The sequence below is a fragment of the Phormidesmis priestleyi ULC007 genome (assembly GCF_003003695.1).
GTDB classification, from domain to species: domain Bacteria; phylum Cyanobacteriota; class Cyanobacteriia; order Leptolyngbyales; family Leptolyngbyaceae; genus Phormidesmis_A; species Phormidesmis_A priestleyi_A.
Genome location: NZ_PVWG01000002.1, coordinates 68216 through 89333 on the forward strand (window position 1 = coordinate 68216; position 21118 = coordinate 89333).

Annotated in this window: 20 protein-coding genes; 6 read left to right on the top strand and 14 right to left on the bottom strand. The window is 47.5% G+C overall.

Annotated features, from left to right (window positions below):
• Positions 1 to 183 precede the first annotated feature (183 nt).
• The 5 genes from C7B65_RS02660 to C7B65_RS02680 form a co-directional block, all read right to left on the bottom strand.
• A complete protein-coding gene (locus tag C7B65_RS02660) occupies positions 184 to 1902 on the bottom strand; it encodes an ABC-F family ATP-binding cassette domain-containing protein (protein ID WP_106253893.1) in 1719 nt (572 codons plus the stop codon).
• 197 nt (positions 1903 to 2099) lie between these two features.
• Entirely contained in the window at positions 2100 to 3392 is a 1293-nt protein-coding gene (locus C7B65_RS02665) for a BREX system ATP-binding domain-containing protein (protein ID WP_073069360.1), read from the bottom strand.
• Positions 3393 to 3429: 37 nt separating this feature from the next.
• Positions 3430 to 4611, bottom strand: coding sequence for a BREX system ATP-binding domain-containing protein (locus C7B65_RS02670; protein ID WP_073069361.1), 1182 nt, complete (start codon positions 4609 to 4611; stop codon positions 3430 to 3432).
• Between the two features lie 9 nt (positions 4612 to 4620).
• Positions 4621 to 5547 carry a hypothetical protein gene (locus C7B65_RS02675; protein WP_181314316.1) on the bottom strand — a complete coding sequence of 309 codons (927 nt, stop codon included), beginning with the start codon at positions 5545 to 5547 and terminating at the stop codon, positions 4621 to 4623.
• A gap of 48 nt (positions 5548 to 5595) precedes the next feature.
• Positions 5596 to 7635, bottom strand: coding sequence for a hypothetical protein (locus C7B65_RS02680; protein ID WP_073069363.1), 2040 nt, complete (start codon positions 7633 to 7635; stop codon positions 5596 to 5598).
• Between the two features lie 592 nt (positions 7636 to 8227).
• Between C7B65_RS02680 and C7B65_RS02685 the strand changes: the two genes are divergently transcribed.
• A complete protein-coding gene (locus tag C7B65_RS02685) occupies positions 8228 to 8668 on the top strand; it encodes a DUF732 domain-containing protein (protein ID WP_073069364.1) in 441 nt (146 codons plus the stop codon).
• 34 nt (positions 8669 to 8702) lie between these two features.
• Here the strand turns inward: C7B65_RS02685 and C7B65_RS02690 are convergent, their stop codons facing one another.
• The 3 genes from C7B65_RS02690 to C7B65_RS02700 form a co-directional block, all read right to left on the bottom strand.
• Positions 8703 to 9044, bottom strand: a complete 342-nt coding sequence (locus C7B65_RS02690) for a DUF952 domain-containing protein (protein WP_073069365.1) — start codon at positions 9042 to 9044, stop codon at positions 8703 to 8705.
• A 105-nt stretch (positions 9045 to 9149) separates the two neighbouring features.
• Entirely contained in the window at positions 9150 to 9608 is a 459-nt protein-coding gene (locus tag C7B65_RS02695) for a VOC family protein (protein WP_073069366.1), read from the bottom strand.
• Positions 9609 to 9662: 54 nt separating this feature from the next.
• On the bottom strand, positions 9663 to 10823 hold the full coding sequence (locus C7B65_RS02700) for a pyridoxal phosphate-dependent aminotransferase (RefSeq protein WP_073069367.1): 1161 nt from the start codon (positions 10821 to 10823) through the stop codon (positions 9663 to 9665).
• 221 nt (positions 10824 to 11044) lie between these two features.
• On the opposite strand from C7B65_RS02700, the gene C7B65_RS28640 reads away from it, so the two are divergent.
• Complete coding sequence (locus tag C7B65_RS28640) at positions 11045 to 12268, top strand: septal ring lytic transglycosylase RlpA family protein (protein ID WP_073069368.1); 1224 nt, start codon at positions 11045 to 11047, stop codon at positions 12266 to 12268.
• Here C7B65_RS28640 and C7B65_RS02710 read toward each other — a convergent pair.
• On the bottom strand, positions 12265 to 12897 hold the full coding sequence (locus tag C7B65_RS02710) for a Crp/Fnr family transcriptional regulator (protein ID WP_073069369.1): 633 nt from the start codon (positions 12895 to 12897) through the stop codon (positions 12265 to 12267). The genes C7B65_RS28640 and C7B65_RS02710 overlap by 4 nt on opposite strands.
• Positions 12898 to 13111: 214 nt before the next feature.
• Between C7B65_RS02710 and C7B65_RS02715 the strand changes: the two genes are divergently transcribed.
• Both C7B65_RS02715 and C7B65_RS02720 read left to right on the top strand, forming a co-directional pair.
• Positions 13112 to 13723, top strand: a complete 612-nt coding sequence (locus C7B65_RS02715; protein ID WP_244913148.1) for a J domain-containing protein — start codon at positions 13112 to 13114, stop codon at positions 13721 to 13723.
• Positions 13724 to 13737: 14 nt separating this feature from the next.
• Positions 13738 to 14004 (top strand): DUF3143 domain-containing protein, encoded by a 267-nt coding sequence (locus C7B65_RS02720; protein ID WP_073069370.1) that lies wholly within the window; start codon positions 13738 to 13740, stop codon positions 14002 to 14004.
• A gap of 5 nt (positions 14005 to 14009) precedes the next feature.
• Here C7B65_RS02720 and C7B65_RS02725 read toward each other — a convergent pair whose 3' ends face one another.
• The 5 genes from C7B65_RS02725 to murJ all read right to left on the bottom strand — a co-directional run bounded on the left by C7B65_RS02725 (position 14010) and on the right by murJ (position 18939).
• On the bottom strand, positions 14010 to 15014 hold the full coding sequence (locus C7B65_RS02725) for a DNA cytosine methyltransferase (protein WP_244913149.1): 1005 nt from the start codon (positions 15012 to 15014) through the stop codon (positions 14010 to 14012).
• Complete coding sequence (locus tag C7B65_RS02730; protein ID WP_073069592.1) at positions 14971 to 16053, bottom strand: HindVP family restriction endonuclease; 1083 nt, start codon at positions 16051 to 16053, stop codon at positions 14971 to 14973. The genes C7B65_RS02725 and C7B65_RS02730 overlap by 44 nt, the downstream gene beginning before the upstream one ends.
• A 348-nt stretch (positions 16054 to 16401) precedes the next feature.
• Positions 16402 to 16872, bottom strand: coding sequence for an MEKHLA domain-containing protein (locus C7B65_RS02740; protein ID WP_073069372.1), 471 nt, complete (start codon positions 16870 to 16872; stop codon positions 16402 to 16404).
• On the bottom strand, positions 16869 to 17288 hold the full coding sequence (locus tag C7B65_RS02745) for a thiol-disulfide oxidoreductase DCC family protein (protein WP_073069373.1): 420 nt from the start codon (positions 17286 to 17288) through the stop codon (positions 16869 to 16871). Before C7B65_RS02745 ends, C7B65_RS02740 begins: the two co-directional genes overlap by 4 nt.
• A 28-nt stretch (positions 17289 to 17316) precedes the next feature.
• On the bottom strand, positions 17317 to 18939 hold the full coding sequence (murJ, locus tag C7B65_RS02750) for a murein biosynthesis integral membrane protein MurJ (RefSeq protein ID WP_073069374.1): 1623 nt from the start codon (positions 18937 to 18939) through the stop codon (positions 17317 to 17319).
• 127 nt (positions 18940 to 19066) lie between these two features.
• Here murJ and C7B65_RS02755 point away from each other — a divergent pair, with 127 nt between their 5' ends.
• Both C7B65_RS02755 and C7B65_RS02760 read left to right on the top strand, forming a co-directional pair.
• Positions 19067 to 20227: an esterase-like activity of phytase family protein gene (locus tag C7B65_RS02755; protein WP_073069375.1), complete on the top strand. Its 1161-nt coding sequence runs from the start codon at positions 19067 to 19069 to the stop codon at positions 20225 to 20227.
• Positions 20228 to 20381: 154 nt separating this feature from the next.
• On the top strand, positions 20382 to 20972 hold the full coding sequence (locus C7B65_RS02760) for a chromophore lyase CpcT/CpeT (RefSeq protein ID WP_073069376.1): 591 nt from the start codon (positions 20382 to 20384) through the stop codon (positions 20970 to 20972).
• The last annotated feature ends 146 nt before the right edge of the window (positions 20973 to 21118 follow it).

Sequence of the window (21118 nt, forward strand, 5' to 3'; positions counted from 1 at the left end):
CACTCCCAGCAGATTCACTCTATATAAGAAGTAAATCTTAGGTTGTGCTGATGTGGAAATGATGGGATCTCGATCGCTGAGGTGACTATTGATTAACCGCTTGGAATGGTGAGCGTTCTATCACTTCACCTGAGTGCGAGTTTTCAAAGCTTTGTCATGACTTACCTCTTACTTTTACCGAAATTAACGGCTCTTTTGAGTTTTCTTTGTCTTTTCTTTCTCTTTCTGTTTTTCTCGCTTTGACTCAATTTTGGCGGTTTTCTCGGCTTCGATCGCGTCTAACCGCACTTTGTCTTTCTCTTCGGCAATTTTATCGAGATAGTAGTGATAGTCTCCACGATAGAGGCGCAGTTCGCCATCTCGGATCTCGACGATTTTGTTGACTGTCTGAGAAATGAAATAGCGATCGTGGGAGACAATAATCACGCTGCCATCATAGTTTTGAATCGCCTCTTCCAGCATTTCTTTAGCTGGAATATCTAAGTGATTAGTCGGCTCATCCAAGATCAATAGGTTGGCAGGACGAAGCAGCATTTTTGCCAGAGCCAACCGCGCTTTCTCGCCGCCGCTCAAAGCTTCTACCTTTTTAAAGACGGTATCGCCACTAAACAAAAACCGTCCCAAAAGCGTCCGAACTTCCTCATTTGTCCATTTGGGAACTTCGTCATGAATGGTTTCGATCACCGTTCTGTCTGAGTCGAGCGCTTCGGCTTGATTTTGCTCAAAATAACTGGGGATCACGTTGTGATCTCCTAACTTGATGCTGCCATCGGTGGGCTTTTCTGCGCCTGTAATTAAGTGCAGTAACGTTGATTTGCCTGCGCCGTTGGGCCCGAGAAAGGCAATACGATCGCCCCGCTCAATCAGCAAATCGGCTCCTAAAAACAGAATCTTATCTCCGTAAGTGTGAACAAGGTTGTCAATCATGACCACTTCTCGCCCGCTACGAGGGGCGGGAGGAAAACGAAAATGCAGCCCTCGCATATCACTATCAGGAGCCTCAATGCGCTCGATCTTGTCCAGTTGTTTTTCGCGGCTCTTTGCCTGGGTGCTGCGAGTGGCACTGGCCCGGAAGCGATCGACAAAGGTTTGTTGTTTCTCCAATTCTTTTTGCTGACGCTCAAAAGCACTCATCTGGGCATCGCGCTGTTCTTGCTTTTGCTGCAAGTAGGCGGAGTAGTTGCCGAGATAAGTTGTTGAAATACCGCGCTCGGTTTCAACAATTTGGGTGCAGAGACGATCGAGAAATTCGCGGTCATGAGAGACGATGACCATTGGGGTTGACAGCCCTTTGAGATAAGTTTCTAACCACTCGATCGTTTCTAAATCTAAGTGGTTGGTCGGCTCATCGAGCAGCAGCAAATCGGGCTTTTGCAGCAAAATCTTGCCTAAACTCATTCGCATTTGCCAGCCGCCGCTAAAGGCACTGACTAAGCGATCGCCATCTTCGATCTCAAAGCCCAACTCTGGCATAATCTTTTCAATTCGAGCGTCTAAGCCGTAGCCGTCCATGCCTTCAAAGCGCCGTTGGAGCTTGTCCATTTTGTGGATCAGCTTGTCTAACTCTTGAGGATTCGCGGTCTCCATATCACGATGCACTTGAGTTAGCGCGTCGTGAACGTCATTTGCCTCTCCAAACGCTCGCCAAAACTCTTCTCTGACTGTGCGCGTCGGATCGACTTCAAATTCTTGCGTTAAGTAAGCGATATGCAAACTTGAAGGACGAATCACTTCTCCCGTAGTCGGCTCCATTTCGCCTGCTACGATTTTAAGCTGGGTCGATTTTCCTGCCCCGTTTACGCCGACCAAACCAATCCGATCGCCAACTTTGACCTCCCAGTTGATGTCTTTCAACACTTCGCCAGTCGGATAGATTTTGCTGACGTGTTCGAGTCGCAACATGAGGGAGGCTCCAGAGAATCGGTTGAGAATTGTAAAATCGTAACTAAATCTTAACAAAAGCTGGCTCGATCGAACGGGATTTGGTTAGGCGGATTTCATCAATTTGTGATCCTCTAATCAGAAATCGTGGATTGTTTGCAGGGGCAATGGACACGGCAGTGCCATGTCCGTACGGAGGATTGGTTGGTTTATGGTTTTTAGAGGTCTGATTCTTCGGTGATCGCGAAGAAATCTGTCTGTTCTTGCAAGGAGGCTTCGAGCAAATCTGTCGCGCCTAGGTTGACGTTTTCGTGATAGAGATAGGCGATATCCAACGCTTCTAAAGTTGCCCGGATGTGGGTGCGAATGGGTTGACTCCCGATCGCTCGAATCAAGTCAGAAACTTCTAGTTTGGCATTCCAAGCATATGCCACGCCGTGAAGTTTGACCAAGCGATCGAGCAGTTGAATTAAGTTACCAGTTTCTAAGGGGCGAATGGTGGGACAGGTAGATCCGATCGCGGTTTCAAAAAAGTTTTGCATCACCTGCCCAGCATCGGCGCCAAATTTTTCGATCGCCAACTCAGGAATTTGACTGCGATCGTTTTTAGCGCTTGGTGTGCTGGTGCCACTAAACCAGACATCGTTTCGCAAACTGGAGGCGACAACCCCAAAGGTGTAGATCGGGTAGGGATTCTCACAGAATAATTCTTGATCCCCATCTCGACGCACGGGACGATCTGACCAGTTTAATAGCCAATTGAGGTTGCGATATGCCTGAAGCCGTCCGACTTTGCCCAGTCGTCCAATTAGCTCGACTTCATCCAGCAACAGCACCCAGCCTTTATAGCCACATAGGGCGATCGCGTCTGCCATCACGCCAAAATAAGCGCTTCCATGCTGCGTGGTGCGAAAGTTCATTTCAAATTTGGGCAGCGACTCGCCCCGGCAGTTGCGATGAATGCGCTTCAGTTCGGGGCTGGTAATCCGCGTTCCCATCAAATCGCCGTAAAGAAGATCTTGTTCTTCGCCAGACGTGAAAAAATAGTCTTCTAAAACGATTTCTGGGAGAGGATGACTGTAGCGATCGCGATCAGCCAGTGGGCTATTGAGCAAATCTCCTGCTTTTTTAGCGCTCAAAGCTTTAGTCAGTCCTGCCATTTTAGAATCAGGGGTACGAAGCACCGAGGCAACTCGTCCATAAAAGTTGAGCAGGTGATGACAAGACACCTCGCGGCTGAGAGAAACTCGACTGACAGCAAATCCTAGATCCAGTGCGACGTGTTCAACAGTGGTCAGAGCATGAGTTTTGCCTTGCCCATAAGGGCCCCACGCTAGCCGTCCATCGGGGCGCTTACCCTGAGAGAACTGCTCTAAATCTTGCCGAATCAGGTCGGTCAGCGATTCTCGCAAATCGGGCAATTCTCTAGTTGAAGTGCGGGTGGGAATTCCAGCGCGGAGAGATTCGACAACGGCGATCGATTTTCTGCGATTAGCGTCATATCGTTCCATTGCATCTACCTCAAAGATTTTGAATTTTGGACTCGGTTCATCCGTCGCTGAGTGCCATTAAAGTTGCACCAATTACGCTGGCTCGAAGTTGACTTTGTTCATCTAAAGTGGGGAGATCGCGATCGACCACCTGAAATCCCGCTTCTTGAAATAATCGCCGCAGTCTCATCTGCACCTGTTCGGGAAAGCTTTTGCCGTTAGCCACCAGATGACTGTCGATGTCTACAATGTCTGACAGGGGATTAAATTTGTCGATCGGCAGCAAGCCAGTTTGTAATCGCATCCACAGTGCCTCGTAGCTTTTAAAGCCCCGACGATCGTCTTCAATCATTTCGCGCCGACCTGCCAGCAGCAGCAGAAAATGATCGAGCAGTTCTACATCATCAATGATTTGGCGGAACAGTTCGCAGGTGTCTTTGATGGCGTTGGCAGTGTATCGGAAGCGGCGAGTTTCAGGATGGCGTTCGGTCATGACTTCTAGATCGTCGATCGCGACCACTAGCCCAGTCATTCCTGCCAGATGCAGCAGCCGAATCAAGGAGTTTAACCAGTATCGAGCGTTCGGTTTTTGCAGCCGTTCATAGAGTAGGGTAGATTGCTTTTGGTAGCGCTCTAGTTTCTCGCCAGACAGCCACTTCAACGCGAGTCGGATGCTGTCTTCGTTGCCACTGATCAGCCGATTGTTGATCACACCGTAAGCAAATGCCCGAAACGACGACCCAAAATCAACATCTCTGAGCGTCAACCCGATCGCTTTTTTGATCTCATGCACTGCCAAATCACGGGTCAGTCCTTGATCTTCAATCAGCAGAGACAGAATTCGATCGCTGTCGTCATATTGCCCATAGCCCAGTTTTTTGGTGACGAGTTGACACAGCCCACTCACCAAGCGCTCTTTGTCGAGTTGTTGAACGATCGCCCGATAAAACCCTGTCAAATCATTCAAGCGATATTCTCGTGCTGAGAGATAAACGGTTTGGTAATCTCTAGCTTGGGCATCTTGCAGCCCACAGCGCAAGAGATGAGTTTTTCCCGTTCCTACACCGCCCACCAAAACTTTGACTTTGCTGCCGCCATCGGCAATGTAGTTGGTTAGATAGTGTTTGTGCAGATAGTCGAGCCAGCGATCGCGCCCCAGCGTCATCCCGATCAGAAGTTCCTGGCTCACCGGAGGCTGACCCGACAGCAATGCCTCGATATCCAGTTCGTCAATCTGCATGGGTAGCCTCTATCCCTCTTCAACTAGATGAATTGCCAAGGTGCTGACTCGACTTTCTTGCCCCTGACTGTTGACGAGCAAAAAACTACTTGACTGGTTACGAGAGGGTTCTAGCGCAAACTGATAGCGATCGTAGCGAATTTCAGTCTGTTCTTTTAGCCGCGCCAAATCGTAGGTAAACAGCGGCTCAGGATAATCTTGTTTGGTGGATTGCTTCAGCGTCAAGAGGCGATAAATGTCTTTGAGCGGCACAGACTGCCCCCAAACGACCTCCTCTTTTTGCAGCATCAGCCGATTCAACATTTCATAAGTGCTGAGTAGCTCTCGACAAAAGCGCAAAGCATCGAACTTGCTGTCAATCACCCGCCGATATTGTCCCTCGACCCAGGGTGCTAACTGTTCAGGTGCAAACGCTTTGATCTGCTGCGATCGTCGCCCCATGCTCAACCGCACCACGCCTTGCTCACGACTAAACGTCAGCTTAAAGGGGGGAAACTCGTAGTTAGGAAACTCACCTCTGACTGGAATTCCAACAGCTTTGAGAGCATTCTCTAACTCGGTTGGGTAATCATTAGACGAGACAAAATCTTGATCGGCTTGCAGCGCCTCGCGAATCACAGTTTGTTGTTCGAGCCAGCGATCGCTCAGTTTGCCGAGTTCTTCTGTCAACACCTCTAGCGTTTGAGTCGAGGTTTTAAAATCCCATTCTTTACGAGATTTCTTGACCGCCGCCCACACTTTGATCAGGCGTTTTAAAGCGGTGTCAATCTCGCTTAAAGCAACTTTTTCTGATGCACTGTCCGACGATTCCATAACTTGAGACAGGTAGAAAATTGAATTCTCCTCATCGTATCTCACAGGTGGACTGCTAGAACTACTGGACAATACTAAAAGACCCGGTTGCACTAACCACATCAGAGTGACTGATTGAGTCAAAAGAGGACTAGCGGCGGGTGAACCGGGTGGGTTGGTGACGGCTTGACCCTAAAAGCTTCCTGGGTTGTCGTCAAGTGCCATCAAGAAATTGACGAGATCGTTTTGCTGAGAGGTCGAGAACCCGGCTGACGAATCGACATAGAATTCATGACCTGTGCCATCAAGATTGCTTAACTGGAGAGCCGGATTCGCTTGGTTAGTAGCAATGACTTGGGCACGGAGGGTGCGATCGAGCAGTGCCCGCAAACTATCTGCTGCATCTGCCGGAATCGCCCGACTGAGCGTGCCTGAGAGTCCCAATCCCGTAGGGTCAGCAATCCCAAAACTGCCATCTGCTCCAACTTGTAGCGCCCCTTTACGAACGGCAACTCCGCCATCATGTAGGTAGGGTGCCGTCAGGTAGAGTCCTCGAAGCGACGGCGTTTTGTAGCCACCGTCTGGAAGCAACCCTTTGGGCAGCGTAGTCGGCGTGTCAGAAATTCCCGCGGTTGGCACGTCGATGACTTCGGCATTGCCTGAAATCGGCACCGAGGTATTCAACGTGTAGATTTTGGGCGGAACGAGCAACTCATTTTGGGCAAGGCGCGACTCAGCGCGGGCGCGATTGGTTTTGATCTCAGCGATCGGGTGAATCTTGTTATCCGTAAAATATGGTGCTTTATGGCAGGCAAGACACTGGGCTTGTTCAAAAACTTGGGCACCGCGATCGACCGAGCCGCTCTGCAAAGCTTGCTGATTTTGAAGCGTTTGGTTAGGAGGCGGCACCAAACTGTTTTGCCATGCAGCCATCGCATTTGCCGCAAACAAGAACGGACCACTGGCAATATCTAACTTATATGTATTGGGACTGAAAATCAGACCGTTGTAAGTAAACAGCGATAGTTTGAGATTGGGATAGCTCCCCACACCCGGAGCCGCAATCTGATCTTCAAGTTCGGCTTTCGCGGGGTCTGGCGCTACCTTTCTCAGCCAATCGGAGGGCTTAACAGGCGAACCTTCGGGCAACCGAATTTTGGGGTCAGCCGCATTTTGCAGAACAGTGCCTAGGTAGACTTCGCGATCGAGTCCCAGGGTTTCTGCACTTCTTTGCGCCGCCGCCAGCAAATTAATCTCGGACGAGTGAACGCCATTATTAACGGAACTCAGCCCCCCAAATGGCCCCACCGCAAACTCTCCGCCCGACGTATAGGGACCCGACTGGAAGGTAAACACCGTCGGAATTTGAGTCGTATTATCAATGCCGTCAGGCGAACTCTCAAAGTGACCATAAGGAACTGCCAACACCGCATTATCAAACGCCTGTTCAAACTTTTGGGGATCGGGAAGCTTCACAAGCTGACCTGCACTGTCAAGGATGGTCTTACCATTGCCCTGATACTGTGGGTCAAGCGGATTGAACTTCAGACGGGCAAACCCGGCGGCTGAGTTGGGAGCCAGCGCGATTAATAAAGGAATACCAAGATCGCCGTTAGGAACTCCCTTGAGGCGATCGCCTTTGGGTGAAAGTGCTACATGACACACTGCACAGGTTAGGTTGCCGTCCAGTTTGAGTCCGATCGGCAACACTCCCCCGCGAGGCACGTCTAGCCCAGTACTAACGGTGGTTCCTTTGGGAAAAGTTTGACTTCCTAGCGTAATGTTCTTCTGAAGCACAATTTTTAGATTGCTGGTGGGTTGTCCTCCTAACTTGAGAATCGCCACGGTAAATTCTGGCAAAACTTTGGCGATGCCTTGCCCAAAACCAAACACTTTCTGCAAACCAAAACTATCGCCAATTTTGCGATCGAGAAAGATTTTCTCTCCTCTATCGATGAGTGGTTGAGTGATTTTTACCGCCCCAATTCGAGCATAAGAGGTTGAACTGTTGGGGTTCAGCCCTTTTTCGCGAACCAGATTAGCCGCTTCTTGAGCCGTCAACGATCGCCCAAAATAATCATAGGAACCGATTGGCTGAATTGGCGCAGGGGCAAGCAACGGTGAAGTGGCGATCGAGGCACTTGGCTTCATCAAAAGGTTGGATAACAGAAGCGCCAAAAAGCTGACCAAAAGGCTAAGGAAAAAGAGAAAAATTGTCCGACGATGACGCATAAGGTTCTCCTACTCAAATTTGATTCAACGGTTCGCAAAAGCTGACCTCTCGTTGATTCAACGGTGCCTCATTCAAAGAATTGCCAATTGAATGCTTTTGCGTCTGTGAATTTTATTTTTAAGATTTGTAAAACTTACTTCGAGCGAATTCTAAGTAGATGCCTGCTGCGATCGCTCACCCTATAAAAATGTTGCGATCTCTCTCCGAGTCTTTTAGAGACAAGTCTTTTAGAGCATTATCGAGATCATGACTAGGCGAAAGGTTGCACCCGTTTTACAGTTCTTCTTTGCCAAATGACTATGCAGTATTACTCAGCTTGAGAGGGCTGTAATAACCTTCTTGTTCAATATTCTCTACGTAAATCCGTCTGATATTTATAAAGTTTTAATTCTGACAAATTTATTGAGAAATAGTCTCAGCTAATAGAAGAAACCTTCTCAAGCCAGGAACCATTATTCATATTCCTTAACACAAGTTATTCACGGGAGAAGACATTGCTACTTTAATAATAGATAAACAGATGTCTGAAGTGCTGACTATATCTCACTGCGCCTTTGTTTGAACGAGTTATTTCTTCATGAGAATTCTTTTATGAAACTTACGATCGCTCTCATCGCAGCATTTTGTTTCTTCCTGCTATCTATCCCTGCTGTTTTGGCTCAAGAAGCTGATTACCCCTGTTACTTTCAAAGTTCAAATCACGGAATTGTCGATCTTTCTAAATTGTGTGGTCAGTCTGTTTCCCCGCCCTTATCTTCAGATGCGGCATTTTTGAGCAGCTTTCAGAAGTTGGCAAGCGGATATCCAACACCAGTGAGCCAAGCGCTAAATCAGTACATTGGGCAAAATCAAGCAAGCGCGATCGCCGCCGCCAAAAGCACTTGTCGAGTCATCAAGTTGAGAGGCGCTTCTGCCCAAGAAACCCGCAAAAGAGCGCTGATGTCCTACGATGCTGCTCCCAGTGCCCAAGCCAAACAGCAGATCACCTCAAGCTTGGCAGTGACCCACTATTGCCCCGAATTGGGAGGATAGCTTTAAGCACGGTCTCGCCTCACGCTGCTTTGACTCAAACCTTCATTTCTGGCAGTTCAAACAGCCCATTTTTTCCGGGTGCAAAATTCAGAATGTCTACCACTGCATCCAGGTTCAGCACGCCATAAAGGTGAGGAAATTGTTCGCCGTTTTCAATCGTTTCGTATTTAATTTCGGCTTGAACTCTAGCAGCATCAATGCACAACAGCACCAGCGAGGGTTGGGCGCGGTAGAACGAATCTGCCACCCAAACGACTTGTTCACGTCTGGAGCAGTGAATAAAGCCTTCAGATTCTAAGGAATCACAGCGGTAAAACCCTTGCTGCTGCGCCTGTTGCCACTGGTCTTTGTGCGTGATGTGGAAAATTAGACTCATGGCGACGATGAGAGGGGTTTTCTACTGATTACAGCTAATTAACTTCGCTTAGATTCCTGTTTGTGAGAGAAAGGGTCTGGGACCCCTCTCACTTCATCAAAAAATTCATTCAGCATTGCAGCGAATTTCAATCAAAAAACCATCCGGGTCATAGAAGTAAATGCCTCTGCCCGTCGGACGGCTAACCGGGCCGTGATCGATGAGAATCTGATTTTGCTGAAGGACTTCAACCGCCTGATCAAAAAACTGAGGCGCAATATCAAAGGCGAGATGATTGGCACGAGTAAACTGCTGCTTCGGGTCAGCATTAGGCGGAGACAAATCGGGTTCCCAAAACAAATCGAGAATCGTGTCATCAGGCGTTCTAAAGTTTGCCACTTTTCCGGCGGCGACTTCTGCTTTCAAGGTTTCGGGCACCTCCGCCCCAGTCAACTCATAAAGTCCCAAAATTTTGCCGTAGAAGTGACGTGACCTTTGCATCTCTTTCACATTAATTGCAAAGTGATGAACACGACGCAAATAACCTAACGGTAAAGCCGTAGTAACAGGAGAACTGGAGATCATAAAAGTTTTAACGCTAATTACTTTCTTTTTTAGCGCGAGATGTGGATAACCTTATCACTTTTCTAAAATTGCTTTCAGACCTTGCACTAATCGTCCGATGCCGACGATCGCCGTTTCTTTCGGCAAAGCCCCATACGCAACTCGCAAATAACAGCCTGACTCTAAGCCAAACGTCGAACCTGGAAGGGTGGCAACGCCATGTTCACGAATTAAACGTTCTACCAGTTCCATTGAGGTTAAATCAGTGTGGACTTTGATTAGAAAATAAAACGCACCCTTTGCAGGAGGAACGGTACAAAGATCAGGAATCCGATCGAGTTCTTGCAAGACAATCTCACGCACTTGAGCGATCGCGGCTAACTTCTCTCGACAAAATTCTGCCCCAGCTTCCAACGCTCCCAGTGCGGCATATTGCGAGATTACGGGAGGACAAATGACGATCGTGTCTTGAATTTTTCTCACCGATTCTGATAAATGTTTGGGCAAAACCATGTAGCCAATGCGCCAACTGGCAAACCCATAAGCTTTTGAAAGGGTGTAAATCGAAATCGTGTGCTTGCCGCTATCAGGAATCGACCCCGGCGAAAAGTGAGCAGCCCCATAAGTGAAGGATTCATAAGCTTCATCGCTGATGTGATAGAGATTGTGCGATCGACAAATCTCATTCACCTCGCGCAAAGCCGCCTCTGAGTAAACCGCCCCCGTCGGATTGTTAGGCGAAACTGTCACGATCGCACGAGTCTTAGCTGTAATTGCTTGGCGAATCGCATCAGGCTGAAGCTGATAAGTTTCATCAGTCGGCACCAAAACTGCCCGACCGCTTGCCATGACGATCGCCATCTCGTGATTGAAGTAATAGGGCGTTTGCAGAATGATTTCATCGCCCGGATCGGTGATGGCCAGAACGGCATTCATAAATGCCATATTGCTTCCGGCGGTGACGACAATTCGGCTGTAGGGATCAAGATTAATTTGGTTTTCAGTGGCCAGTTTGTGAGCGATCGCGCTTTGCAATTCTGCAATTCCCTCGACAGCTTGATAAGCGTGATTGGTAGACTGACTCAAAAATTGAGTAATTTGCGCGATCGCCTGCGGTGGCGGTGAGTAACCAACGATCCCCTGTCCGAGAGAAATGGTACCGGGGCAACTACGTATCAATGCTCCCACCACTGGGATGATCGGTAGCTGGACGGCTTGCATACGAAAAGCATTCATCAGTTTTGCAATTTGAACTCATTTCAACCCTCATCTTAGGGCTGAAATTTGATACCAAAAAATTTGTGCTTAAAGTCTAAAACTTAAAGATTAAAATCGGGGATCAAACATTCTAACCAGGAAAAACTACTTTACTTAGGATAGATATTTTTGCTTTACAAAAACTTTATACTGTTGCACAGTCAATTGTATCTACTACTACAAATCAGATCTAAATACTCATGTCAATTTTTGGACTTGTTTGGGTAGCCTCCTGGTTTGGCTCCTTTTCGTCGCTGACAGAAAAAGTGTTAGAAGCGCCTCGATACCTGTCACACGTTTTCTTCAGCCAGCAATCTTTGACCCCTGACGATTCCTCTAACGAATCTAAACTTGTGTCTCAAAGTATTACGTCGTCTTCGATTGAGAGACTGAATTCAAGGTTTAGCTTGATCAGCGATCGCGTCAGCCAACCCACATCAACCACTGTTTGGTTAGGCGCGATCGAAACGCTTTTGTTGACTCCTGCCTTTCAGCCAACGAACTACTCTCTAGCGTTGAGTCATTCTGATGGTTATTCCATTGCTCTCAACGAAACCACGGCTAGTCAACCCCACGGGAACCCCCTCAATTATTTGTTAGGAGTGGTGCAAAGCTTTTTCTGGGCAGTTCCGCCTGGCATCGCAGCGACCGATTTTGCAAATCCGATTCCTGCTGTGGTGGTGATTCAGTCAAGTAACAACTCGGTAAGCCAGATCAATTATTGGAGATGTGCCGCTTGGCAAGAACGCCCCCCATCGCAGTCTGCATTGGGGGTTTTTCAGATCTGGGTGAAGGGATGTTTGGTGGCAGAAATCACGGATCAATCCACTGCTGACAAAGTTGCAGAGAGTCTAACCCGTTTGCTAGAGAATCCTGATCTGGATGCGTCGCAACTGACTCCTGCTTTTGAGCAAGATATGCCGATCGTTAAACTCGGCGATTGCGTGGTGTTGAGGTTTGATCGCGACCTTGCAGATCAGTTCGATCGTCCTGTTGAGCTAGTGGCAATTGATTGGGTTAACAATTTGCGAATCGCTTTGGGGCAACAACCCATTTCGATGGCAGATGCTCAAGTGAAAATGCACAGTTTGCAAGATACTGGCAGCAGCATTGGTGGACTCGCCTCCTGGTATGGCCCTTATTTTCACGGGCGACAAACGGCAACGGGTGAGATTTTTGACCAAAACGAGTTGACAGCCGCCCATCCTTCTCTTCCGTTCGGGACTTTTCTAAAAGTGACCAACTTACTCAACGGACAGAGTGTCGTCGTGCGAGTCAACGATCGCGGCCCTTATTTTGACAATCGCATTTTAGACCTATCTAACCGAGCAGCTCACTGTATTGGCAGTGAAGATAAAGGGGTCGTGCCGATCGAGGCCGAAATTATGCTGCCGACAACGAGTCAGGAAGTCGCAAGACTCTAAACAGCGATGTCAAACGGCAAAATAATGTGGCGACTGGAGTCGATCGTCAGCCATCCTTCTTCGCGCAACTGTCCGAGTAGTCGGGTAATGGTGACGCGAGTCGTGCCGATCGCGTTTGCTAAATGCTGATGGGTCAGCCGCACGTTGAGCCGCATTCCGGTTTTCACGGGTTGCCCAACTTCGTGCTGAAGCAGGATGAGTAATTGCCTTAGCCGATCTTCTACCCGGCGGCACCCCGCTAACGCCAGAAAAGCTTCTGACTGCTGTAATCGGCGACTCAAATGACGAAAAATCTCTTGAGATAGTAGAGGAGACTGCTCAATATCGACCATGCTGACCCCCATCAAATCGACATCAGTCAGGGCGATCGCTTGATAGGGGTTGATATAAGTTAGGGGCAAACCAAACGGCATGGAGCCACTTACCAAACCCAGCAGTGCCTCGTCTCCGGTTGGATAAAGCGTACTGAGCAAAACGACTCCCCGACAAACCACCCAAATCTCGTGGGGATACATTTGAATTTGCTGACCACTGCGATAAGGATGCAAAGTGCGTCCTTGATAGCGCTGTTCTAGAATTTGACGCAAATCAGAGGGATGGGAAGCTTCTGAAGCAAAAGATTGGATCATGGGAAATCATGATGGTCTAGCGAATCCTCGGATTCACTCTAAAGCCTGAACCTCAAGGGAAGGTAATTTGCAGGTTGGGATCTGGTTAAGCTTTGGGTGAAACTTGTGAGGTTTGAGTAGAGTCACATCGTGCAAAAATCAAAAAGTTTCTTCGTCTTGCAGGCTCCTCAACCTCGCTACAATAACTAAGAAGCAAATGAGGGCAGACTTGCAGGTGACTCAGGATAGAGCAACTCCCAATAGCGACGGACAAGTGCCTGATCAGAAGGCAGTTTCTTCTAGCTACTATACTTTGCTAGGGTTACATCCTTCAGCATCGGTGCAAGATATTCGACAGGCTTATCGCGAGTTAAGCAAGCTTTATCACCCAGATATCACGCAGTTGCCAGCCCCGATCGCGACTCAAAAGTTTCAGCAACTCAATGAGGCTTATGCAACGTTGAGCAACCCCGATCGCAAAACTGCTTACGATTTAAAGATTGGATATTCACGCGTTGTCGTGGTTCAACCTCTGCCGAGTCTCAATCGTCCTCAGCCTAAACCCGCCAACTCTTCGGCATATATCGATGCCACCGATCGTCCGCTCTCACCGGGCGAGATGTTTGCCCTGTTTATTTTAGGGCTAACTTTTTTAGCGTGTTTGCTATTGGCAATCACGATCGGGTTTACTAGAGGTGAATCTGCTTTTCAACCGATCACCGCAGACGTTCCCATTCTGCAAGAAACCGTGCCTGATCTGGAATCCTCTTCAGCAAGCTCGACAGCGACAGTTACCCCTGTGATTCCGGCTCCATCCGACTCGATCGATTTATCCAATCCTACCTAAAGATTAAAGACTGCATGACTTTGCCCTCTGCTGATACGCCTTTATATAATCATCCGCTGCCTCAGATCGAGTCGTGGCTCACTCAACACGGGTGCCAACAAGATTCAGAAGATGTTCACTGCTGGCTGATTGAGAAACTTGAGTGGCGCGCCGAACTTTGCCTGGATGTTGATCAAATTAACATCCGCTACATTCAAGACGACGGACCCGACATTCAGCGATCGTTTAAATATTCTCTCAGTCGCCAAGACCTTGAAGACGCGATCTTTGCAGGGCCTTAATTGAGTTAGACGCTAAAGAGTTCTAACTGCTGAATAGCTTCTGATATCGGTAAACCCCTCTTCTTGGCTTCAACATATTGAAGAACACACTCGGCGATATACTTGCCAAGATTTACAGGAACAGCATTGCCGATCATTTGTTCCATACAAGTTTTAGACCCAAACCATTTGAAGCTTTCTGGGAAAGTCTGGATATAGCTTCTTTCTAGAGTCGTCAGGGGTCGAATATTGTCACTTGGTTCACAGCGATCGCCCTCATGTTTCTTATACCCTTTGGGCAAAGGTCTGTTGACACCTCGAATCGTTGGGCTTGGTTCATGTACACTAAAAATTCCCCTTCTTGCATAGCTTCTAGGGTGTCTGTAATAATAGTTAAGGTCTAACTTTTCACCCATATAATCAAATATTGTCATGGGATTATCAGACTTATCTCTAATAAGATACTCGTCTAAAAATCCATCCTCTGAATGTAGATGTCCAATCAAAATAAATCTTTTTCTAGTTTGAGGAACTCCACAATAGCTGGCATCTAAAACGGTAGAACTTAATCCATAGCTGCCTGCTCTAAAAAGTGAAATTGCTTCTTGTAAAACACGGCTCTTTCTAATCCGTTCTACATTCTCCATCAGAAACCATTCGGGCTTCACTTCCGAAATAATTCGTGCATAGGAAATCGTTAAATCTGCTCGACCTAGAGTTTCATCTCTCTTCCCAGCGCTTGAAAAATCCTGGCACGGGGGGCCACCGATAACCATATCTGGTTCCCACTTTTTAAGAATCTTTAAATCTTCAAGGTTTGAAAGATCGGTTTGAAAAATAGGGTGATCAAAGTTCGCTGCATAAATATCACAAGCTTCTTTCCAGTTATCAAAAGCTGCAACGACTTCAAAGCCAGCTTTTTGAAACCCCATTGAAAGACCGCCACAACCCGCAAACAAGTCAATCACTCTCATTTTTTCGTGCAGTTTAGATAGGCTCAAAAATTTCTGGCGAGTTGAAGATAATCGCATCAAATCGCCGCTCAGGACTCAAGAGGTTTTGTCCACCGCCAAGAATGATTTCTTTAATTTGCTGCTTGGTAATTCTTGGCTTTGTTAAAATTTCACTCCGCATATATGGATATGTGACCTTACCGCTTACAGCAAATGCCTTGTCGTTCTTGGTGTCATACGACAACTCGTCAATGACGCGTCTATGGTCTATTTGACCGTTTAGACTAAAATCATAGAGCATTTTAAAGAGCCAGACGGCTGTTCTGACTTGACGGGTTATCGTTCTCAATGCAATAAGTTCTCTTCTTGCCACATCAAGAAACAGTTGGGTAAAAGCAAGATTGCTCCAAACGAACACATCTAAGCAATTCTCAGAAAGCTTGGGGCTTTTTCCCTCTGTTTTCCATATTGGCTGCATCACTAAAGGCTCCTGCTTATCTAAGATAGACAAAATTATTCTGTCAATTGCTTCTCTCATCTTAAATACAGAAGAACGAATATGTATCCCCTCTTGCCAATCTTCGATCGCTTCAAATCCTTCGCCAATTAGGGCTATTAAATCACTTAAATTATCTCGAAAATGTATCGCAATACTACAGGCTAAGTAGACGATGGTATCAGGTCTAATTACTAGTTCACAGCCAAATTTATCTTCTGCTAAATCACAGGTTGAATTATCTGGAAGGGCTGTCAGCTTTATTTCAATTCCCTTTAAACAGAGTCTGTTGTTTCTACTTAACGTCACTAAATCAACTCTTGGAAAGTTTCCTATAACAAGCTGTTGAAACGGAACATAAGGACTTTCAAAAGAATAGAAGATATCTTCAGAAATTGGGTTGGCTCCGTAAAGCTCTGCTGTACTGATACTACTGTGATAAATTTGCAGACTTTTATTAAGTTTCAAGTACACGTTTTCCAATCCTTGATGCTCAAGGAAAGCAGCTAATGATGCTGGAAAAGATGAATTAAATTGATTTTTACCCCAATTCTCCTTACTTGCAAAATTGCGATTTGAATGTTTAATTCCAAAAAGACTAGGTTCCTGATGATAAGGCATTTCAAGGTCTCCATAGCTCATTTAATGCGCTTGGTTTTAGGCTTACGCCTTGAAGATTTAAGCACAAAATCTACATCAAAGGGGCATTCCTTGATTTCTTACTAAACTCGCGACGATCGAAGTCGGGCCACAACGTATCGGTCACATCAATACAGACTTTCGTCAATGTCTTCGGGTTGCACAAGTCCCTGCTGAACTTGAATCGCGATCGCTCGACACGCCCTTAAAATTTCTTGCCGCCCGCCATAATTTGTGGCAACCGCGAAGCAAATTCCTGAGTAACAATGCCCGGATCGAGGGAACGTGGCGAGAAGGTCGATTTGAGATGCAGACTAGCCAAAGTAAATTCTAATCAATCAAGTTCCAATGAGCGAAAGTGGCGGCTTGACCACAGCACTGATGATTTTCGTCTAGCACATCCCAGAGAATTACGTCTTCGATCGAAAAGCGTTGCCCCATGCTAGAGATACGAATACCCCGGTAGTTGTCGATGTAGCCTCTGATCTTGGCTTCTGATAAGAGCCGATCGCGCTCTGTCTGCTCTATTGGCTCTGCCGATCGTCGAGAAGGCAATCTCGTGAAAGTCTTCCAATCAAATCCCCATAGATTCAGAGCTTGAGCATTGCCATAGTTAAAGATCGGATCGGCTTCAGTTCCGTGAGAAACGACGACAAAGGAAGCCTCAAAGAGCGATCGTGCCTGTTCTTCAGCAGAACTCGCGATCGCAATCAGCGGTTTTTTTGTCCAATATTGAAAGCTGTTGATCAATCGTTGACTGTGTTGAATCACAGCTTCTTGCTGCCAAGGATGGTCGGTCATTTAGAGAAATAGTTTTCACAAGCGGTGTCACAGGCGGGATAGGCAGTTTGATAAGTGTTGAGTCGCCGCCCAAACAGACTATATCGATTGTCTCGGACTTGTTCATAAACGCGATCGCCCATCCATTTCACGCCTGGCAAAGTTCGATAAGCGGTCACAAACAACTCTCCAAAAGGTAAGATGCGACCAATTTCTTCGGCGGCGCTGCTGCCTTGCCATCGGCGATCGAGATGGTCATTATCGATTAGAATCATTCCCATTTCGCAATCTTGAGCCGTGATTTTGTAGCGATCGAGTCCCGCCTGGTCTTGCATGGGGAGATATTGGAAGCGATCGCCCTTGTCTAAGGTTTCGAGCAGTTGCACCAGATTTGAGCAGAGATTGCACTGTCCGTCGTAGATCACTGTGTAAGTCATTCGGTCACGAGAAAAATCTAGTTCTCTTCTACTTTACAAAACGCTGACGGATGCGACCGACGAACATGTCAACTTCGGGTAGTTTGAGGCGACTGGCGATCAGGGCAAAAACGCCCAATCCAGTCAGAGCAGATAGGCTAAGTTGTCCGATCAGAATCAGTAAACCGTTCGTTCCTAGAAAGTGTTCAGAAGCAAGAAGAGTGCCCCAGCTAGCAAGACCCGCAAAGACACTTGCGATCGCTAATCCGACCAATGGCAGTGCCCATTCTTTCAACGGTAACCCGTTTAACTTGCGATCGAGAAACCACAACAGCGCAATCATTGAAATCACATTCACAGACACCGTTGCCAAGACCAACCCCGGTAAGCCGAGCGGTTTAATCAAAATAAAGTCAAAAAGAGCGTTGAGAAAAATGCTCACAATGCTGATGCGAAAGGGTGTATCTCCGTCTCCTAGCGCGTAGAAGACGCGAACCAAGACATCTCGACCGAGATAGACAAACATGCCGATCGCATACGCCATCAAAACAACCGCCACCAAATCAGAATCGCTCTGCTGAAATTCACCCCGCTCGTAAACGACTCGCACGATCGGGTTTGCCAACGTAATAATCAGGGCACTCATCGGCAACATGGCGATCGCCGTCAACAGCAACCCTTGCCGAATCCGCATTTTCAATTCTGGCCAATCTCTGGGGTCTGCCAATCGAGAAAACACGGGCAAAAACGGCACCAAAATCACGTTTGAGAGAATGCCCAAAGGAGTCTGCACCAAAAGATTTGCGTAGTCTAGTGCCGAAACCGCTGCCCCCGGATTGGGTAAAAACGAGGTAAAAAACATATCCGTGTAGACGTTAATTTGCAGCATTCCAGACGCAAACAGGGCAGGAGCCATGACATTCATCACGTCCTTTACGCCCGGATGCTTGAAGTCAAACCCTAAACGCAGCCGACTCAACCCCGCTTTGTGCTGTGCCCAAACCTGAACCAGCCACTGCAAAATCGTCCCAATGAGCGCCGCCCACGCTAAGACAATGCCTCCAAGCGCTGCATATTCAGGTTCTCCAATCTTTGGCCCTAGCGTCAGCGCGAGGGCACCCACGCCTGCGATGATCGTCACACTTGACAACAAAGGACTCACCGACGGCAACCAATATAAGTCTGCGGCGTTTAGCGTTCCAAACCCGATGCCGATCATGCCTGCAAACCAGACGATCGGAGCCATAATTCGCAGTTGCTGAATGGCAATCTCTCGAATTTCTAGCCCGTGCGCGGTTTGGTGCAGTCCCGGTGCGATCAGGTCAATGCACTGAGGGGCAAGCGCCATCAAAGCCAGGGTGATCACAACCAAAACGCCTCCGACCAGCGTCGAAACCGTTTCTACCAAAGGTGCCGATTCTGCTTTATCTCGTTTGGCAAGTGCGCTGACCATCGCACTGTGAAACGGCCCATTAATTCCGCCTAGCAGGATCAAGAAAAAGCCTGGAATGATACTGGAATATTGGTAGGCACCGTAAGCCGCTTTTGTGCCAAAGGCAGCCGCGATCGCGACTTGGCGCACCAATCCAAAAACTTTGCTAATCAGAGTGGCGATCGCCACAATTCCAGCAATACCTGCCAGGGAGCGAGAAGACTTGGGCGATTCAGACACGAGCGAGTGAGGGATAAATGGCTTCCATTCATTTAATCATCTTTGGTCGGGCATAAAAGGAGACAAGCAGGCAGAGAAGGAAGCGAGAATAGAATAGCTTTGAGAGTTTAGGAGCGCAAAGACAGTAGTGAAGCACCACGTTTTTTCTTGGGTTTTGAGATTGATCACGATCGCATTGCTGACTTTGTTAACGGCTTGCAATTTGCCGCAAGTCAGTGCAGAAGATCGGCTATTTTTGCCGCTGTCACTGGAGTTTTCGGGAGCCTACACCCTTCCTAAAACCACAGTTAAAGAGACGCTGGTTGGCGGGTTATCGGGATTGACGTACGATCGCAAACAAAATCTTTTCTATGCGGTTTCAGATGATCGTAGCGATCGTGCCCCCGCTCGTTTCTACACGCTCAAGCTAGAACTCGATTCCACTCATTCCACGATCGCCGAAGTGGTTGTAAAGGATGTCACGATTCTCAAGCAAGAAGACGGACAGCCTTTTGGAAAGAACACGATCGATCCAGAAGGAATCGCTCTTTCGTCAAGAGACTCGGTTTTTATCTCTAGTGAGGGAGTTATTCACGATGGAGTGCTGCCTTTTATCGGAGAATTCGACCTTAAAACAGGACAACTGCGGCGCAAACTTCCCATACCCGAAGCGTTTTTGCCCGATCCCGACCATCCACTTCAGCCGCGAGGCGTGCAAGATAATCTGGCGTTTGAGTCGTTGACGCTCAATGCACAAGCAGCCAGCATGAAAGGCTCAGAGCCATTTCGACTGTTTACTGCAACCGAGTCTTCACTGGCACAAGATCAAGATTTGTCAGATTTAAAGCAAGGGGCAAAAAATCGCTTCCTACACTATTTAATTGAGAACGATCGTGCCACTCTGATTTCAGAACATCTCTATCAGCTAGATCCCAAACCCGCTTACGCCTTTGATCAAGGACTCTGCGAAATGCTGGCGATCGACCAAGCAGGGCACTTTCTCAGCTTAGAGCGATCGTTTGGGATGCAAGGCTTCCAAATCAAAATTTTTCAAGCAGCGAGCGGAGGAGCGACCGATATTTCGACGATCGAAAGTTTGCGCGGCTCAAAAAGTATCGCGCCTATTAGAAAAAGATTGGTGATGGACTTAAACGATTTAGACCTTTCGTTAGATAATCTGGAAGGAATGACGCTCGGCCCTCTTTTCCCAGATGGTTCTCAAAGCCTCGTGATTGTTAGCGATGATAATTTTAATAACCTCACGCAGGTTACCCAATTTTTGCTCTTTAAACTAAACGGAAAGCGGTAATTTCAAGTCTTAGGGTCGTAGATTAAATGATATCCGTCACTCGCAACGCTAATGGGCACGGCAGTGCCATGCCCTTACAAATTCACGATTCTTAGAATATTTGTCAGACGCTTTCGACCTTCCTACCCTGTTATTTAGCAACCCGATTTGATTCATGAGCCATTCCACCGACATTGCCTCTCTGCTTCGCCTAATGTCAGCCGATTTTAGCAATCAAGAACAAGCGTTTGAAAATCCGCCCTTTTACGCTCACATTCGTGTTTGCATGCGTCCTTTGCCGATCGAGCTACTGTCGGAACCCAGTCTTTTTCTAGAACAAGCTCACGACTATACGCTCAACGACCCTTATCGGATACGTGTCCTAAAATTCGTCGAAAAAGATGGATACATTGAAATTGAGCATTACCAGGTTCGCGACGAAGCCAAATTTTATGGTGCGGCCCGCGATATCAATCTTCTGCAAACCCTAACGATCGACCAGCTTGAGAAAATGTCTGGCTGTAGCATGATCGTCGAATGGACAGGGCAAAGCTTTAAAGGACGAGTTGAGCCAGGAAAAGCGTGTCTCATCGTCCGTAAAGGTCAGAGCACTTATCTAGACAGCGAATTTGAGATAGACGACCAAAGATTGATCAGCCTTGATCGCGGCAGAGATCCCGAAACTGATGAACTAGTTTGGGGTTCTGTAGCCGGGCCGTTCCATTTTGTGCGCCGAGCAAGCTTCGCGGATGAAGTGAAAGCTTAGGAGGGTGAATTAGATAATATCGGTTCCTTGCAATGTCAATGGGCACGGCAGTGCCATGCCCATCCACAGATTCGAGTCTTAATCTGGATCTCAATTCGCAAAACTCCTATCCCACAGCGTCACCAAACCTGGTAAATTTGGCAAAG

Excerpts from the sequence above, each read along its gene's own strand:
- C7B65_RS02690 (WP_073069365.1), bottom strand. The coding sequence starts at position 9,044 with ATGAGTCTAATTTTCCACATCACGCACAAAGACCAGTGGCAACAGGCG.
- C7B65_RS02660 (WP_106253893.1), bottom strand. The coding sequence starts at position 1,902 with ATGTTGCGACTCGAACACGTCAGCAAAATCTATCCGACTGGCGAAGTG.
- C7B65_RS02710 (WP_073069369.1), bottom strand. The coding sequence starts at position 12,897 with ATGATCCAATCTTTTGCTTCAGAAGCTTCCCATCCCTCTGATTTGCGT.
- C7B65_RS02725 (WP_244913149.1), bottom strand. The coding sequence starts at position 15,014 with ATGCGATTATCTTCAACTCGCCAGAAATTTTTGAGCCTATCTAAACTG.
- C7B65_RS02700 (WP_073069367.1), bottom strand. The coding sequence starts at position 10,823 with ATGAATGCTTTTCGTATGCAAGCCGTCCAGCTACCGATCATCCCAGTG.
- C7B65_RS02695 (WP_073069366.1), bottom strand. The coding sequence starts at position 9,608 with ATGATCTCCAGTTCTCCTGTTACTACGGCTTTACCGTTAGGTTATTTG.
- C7B65_RS02760 (WP_073069376.1), top strand. The coding sequence starts at position 20,382 with ATGAGCCATTCCACCGACATTGCCTCTCTGCTTCGCCTAATGTCAGCC.
- C7B65_RS02670 (WP_073069361.1), bottom strand. The coding sequence starts at position 4,611 with ATGCAGATTGACGAACTGGATATCGAGGCATTGCTGTCGGGTCAGCCT.
- C7B65_RS02720 (WP_073069370.1), top strand. The coding sequence starts at position 13,738 with ATGACTTTGCCCTCTGCTGATACGCCTTTATATAATCATCCGCTGCCT.
- C7B65_RS28640 (WP_073069368.1), top strand. The coding sequence starts at position 11,045 with ATGTCAATTTTTGGACTTGTTTGGGTAGCCTCCTGGTTTGGCTCCTTT.
- C7B65_RS02680 (WP_073069363.1), bottom strand. The coding sequence starts at position 7,635 with ATGCGTCATCGTCGGACAATTTTTCTCTTTTTCCTTAGCCTTTTGGTC.
- C7B65_RS02740 (WP_073069372.1), bottom strand. The coding sequence starts at position 16,872 with ATGACCGACCATCCTTGGCAGCAAGAAGCTGTGATTCAACACAGTCAA.
- C7B65_RS02685 (WP_073069364.1), top strand. The coding sequence starts at position 8,228 with ATGAAACTTACGATCGCTCTCATCGCAGCATTTTGTTTCTTCCTGCTA.
- C7B65_RS02745 (WP_073069373.1), bottom strand. The coding sequence starts at position 17,288 with ATGACTTACACAGTGATCTACGACGGACAGTGCAATCTCTGCTCAAAT.
- C7B65_RS02730 (WP_073069592.1), bottom strand. The coding sequence starts at position 16,053 with ATGCCTTATCATCAGGAACCTAGTCTTTTTGGAATTAAACATTCAAAT.
- C7B65_RS02665 (WP_073069360.1), bottom strand. The coding sequence starts at position 3,392 with ATGGAACGATATGACGCTAATCGCAGAAAATCGATCGCCGTTGTCGAA.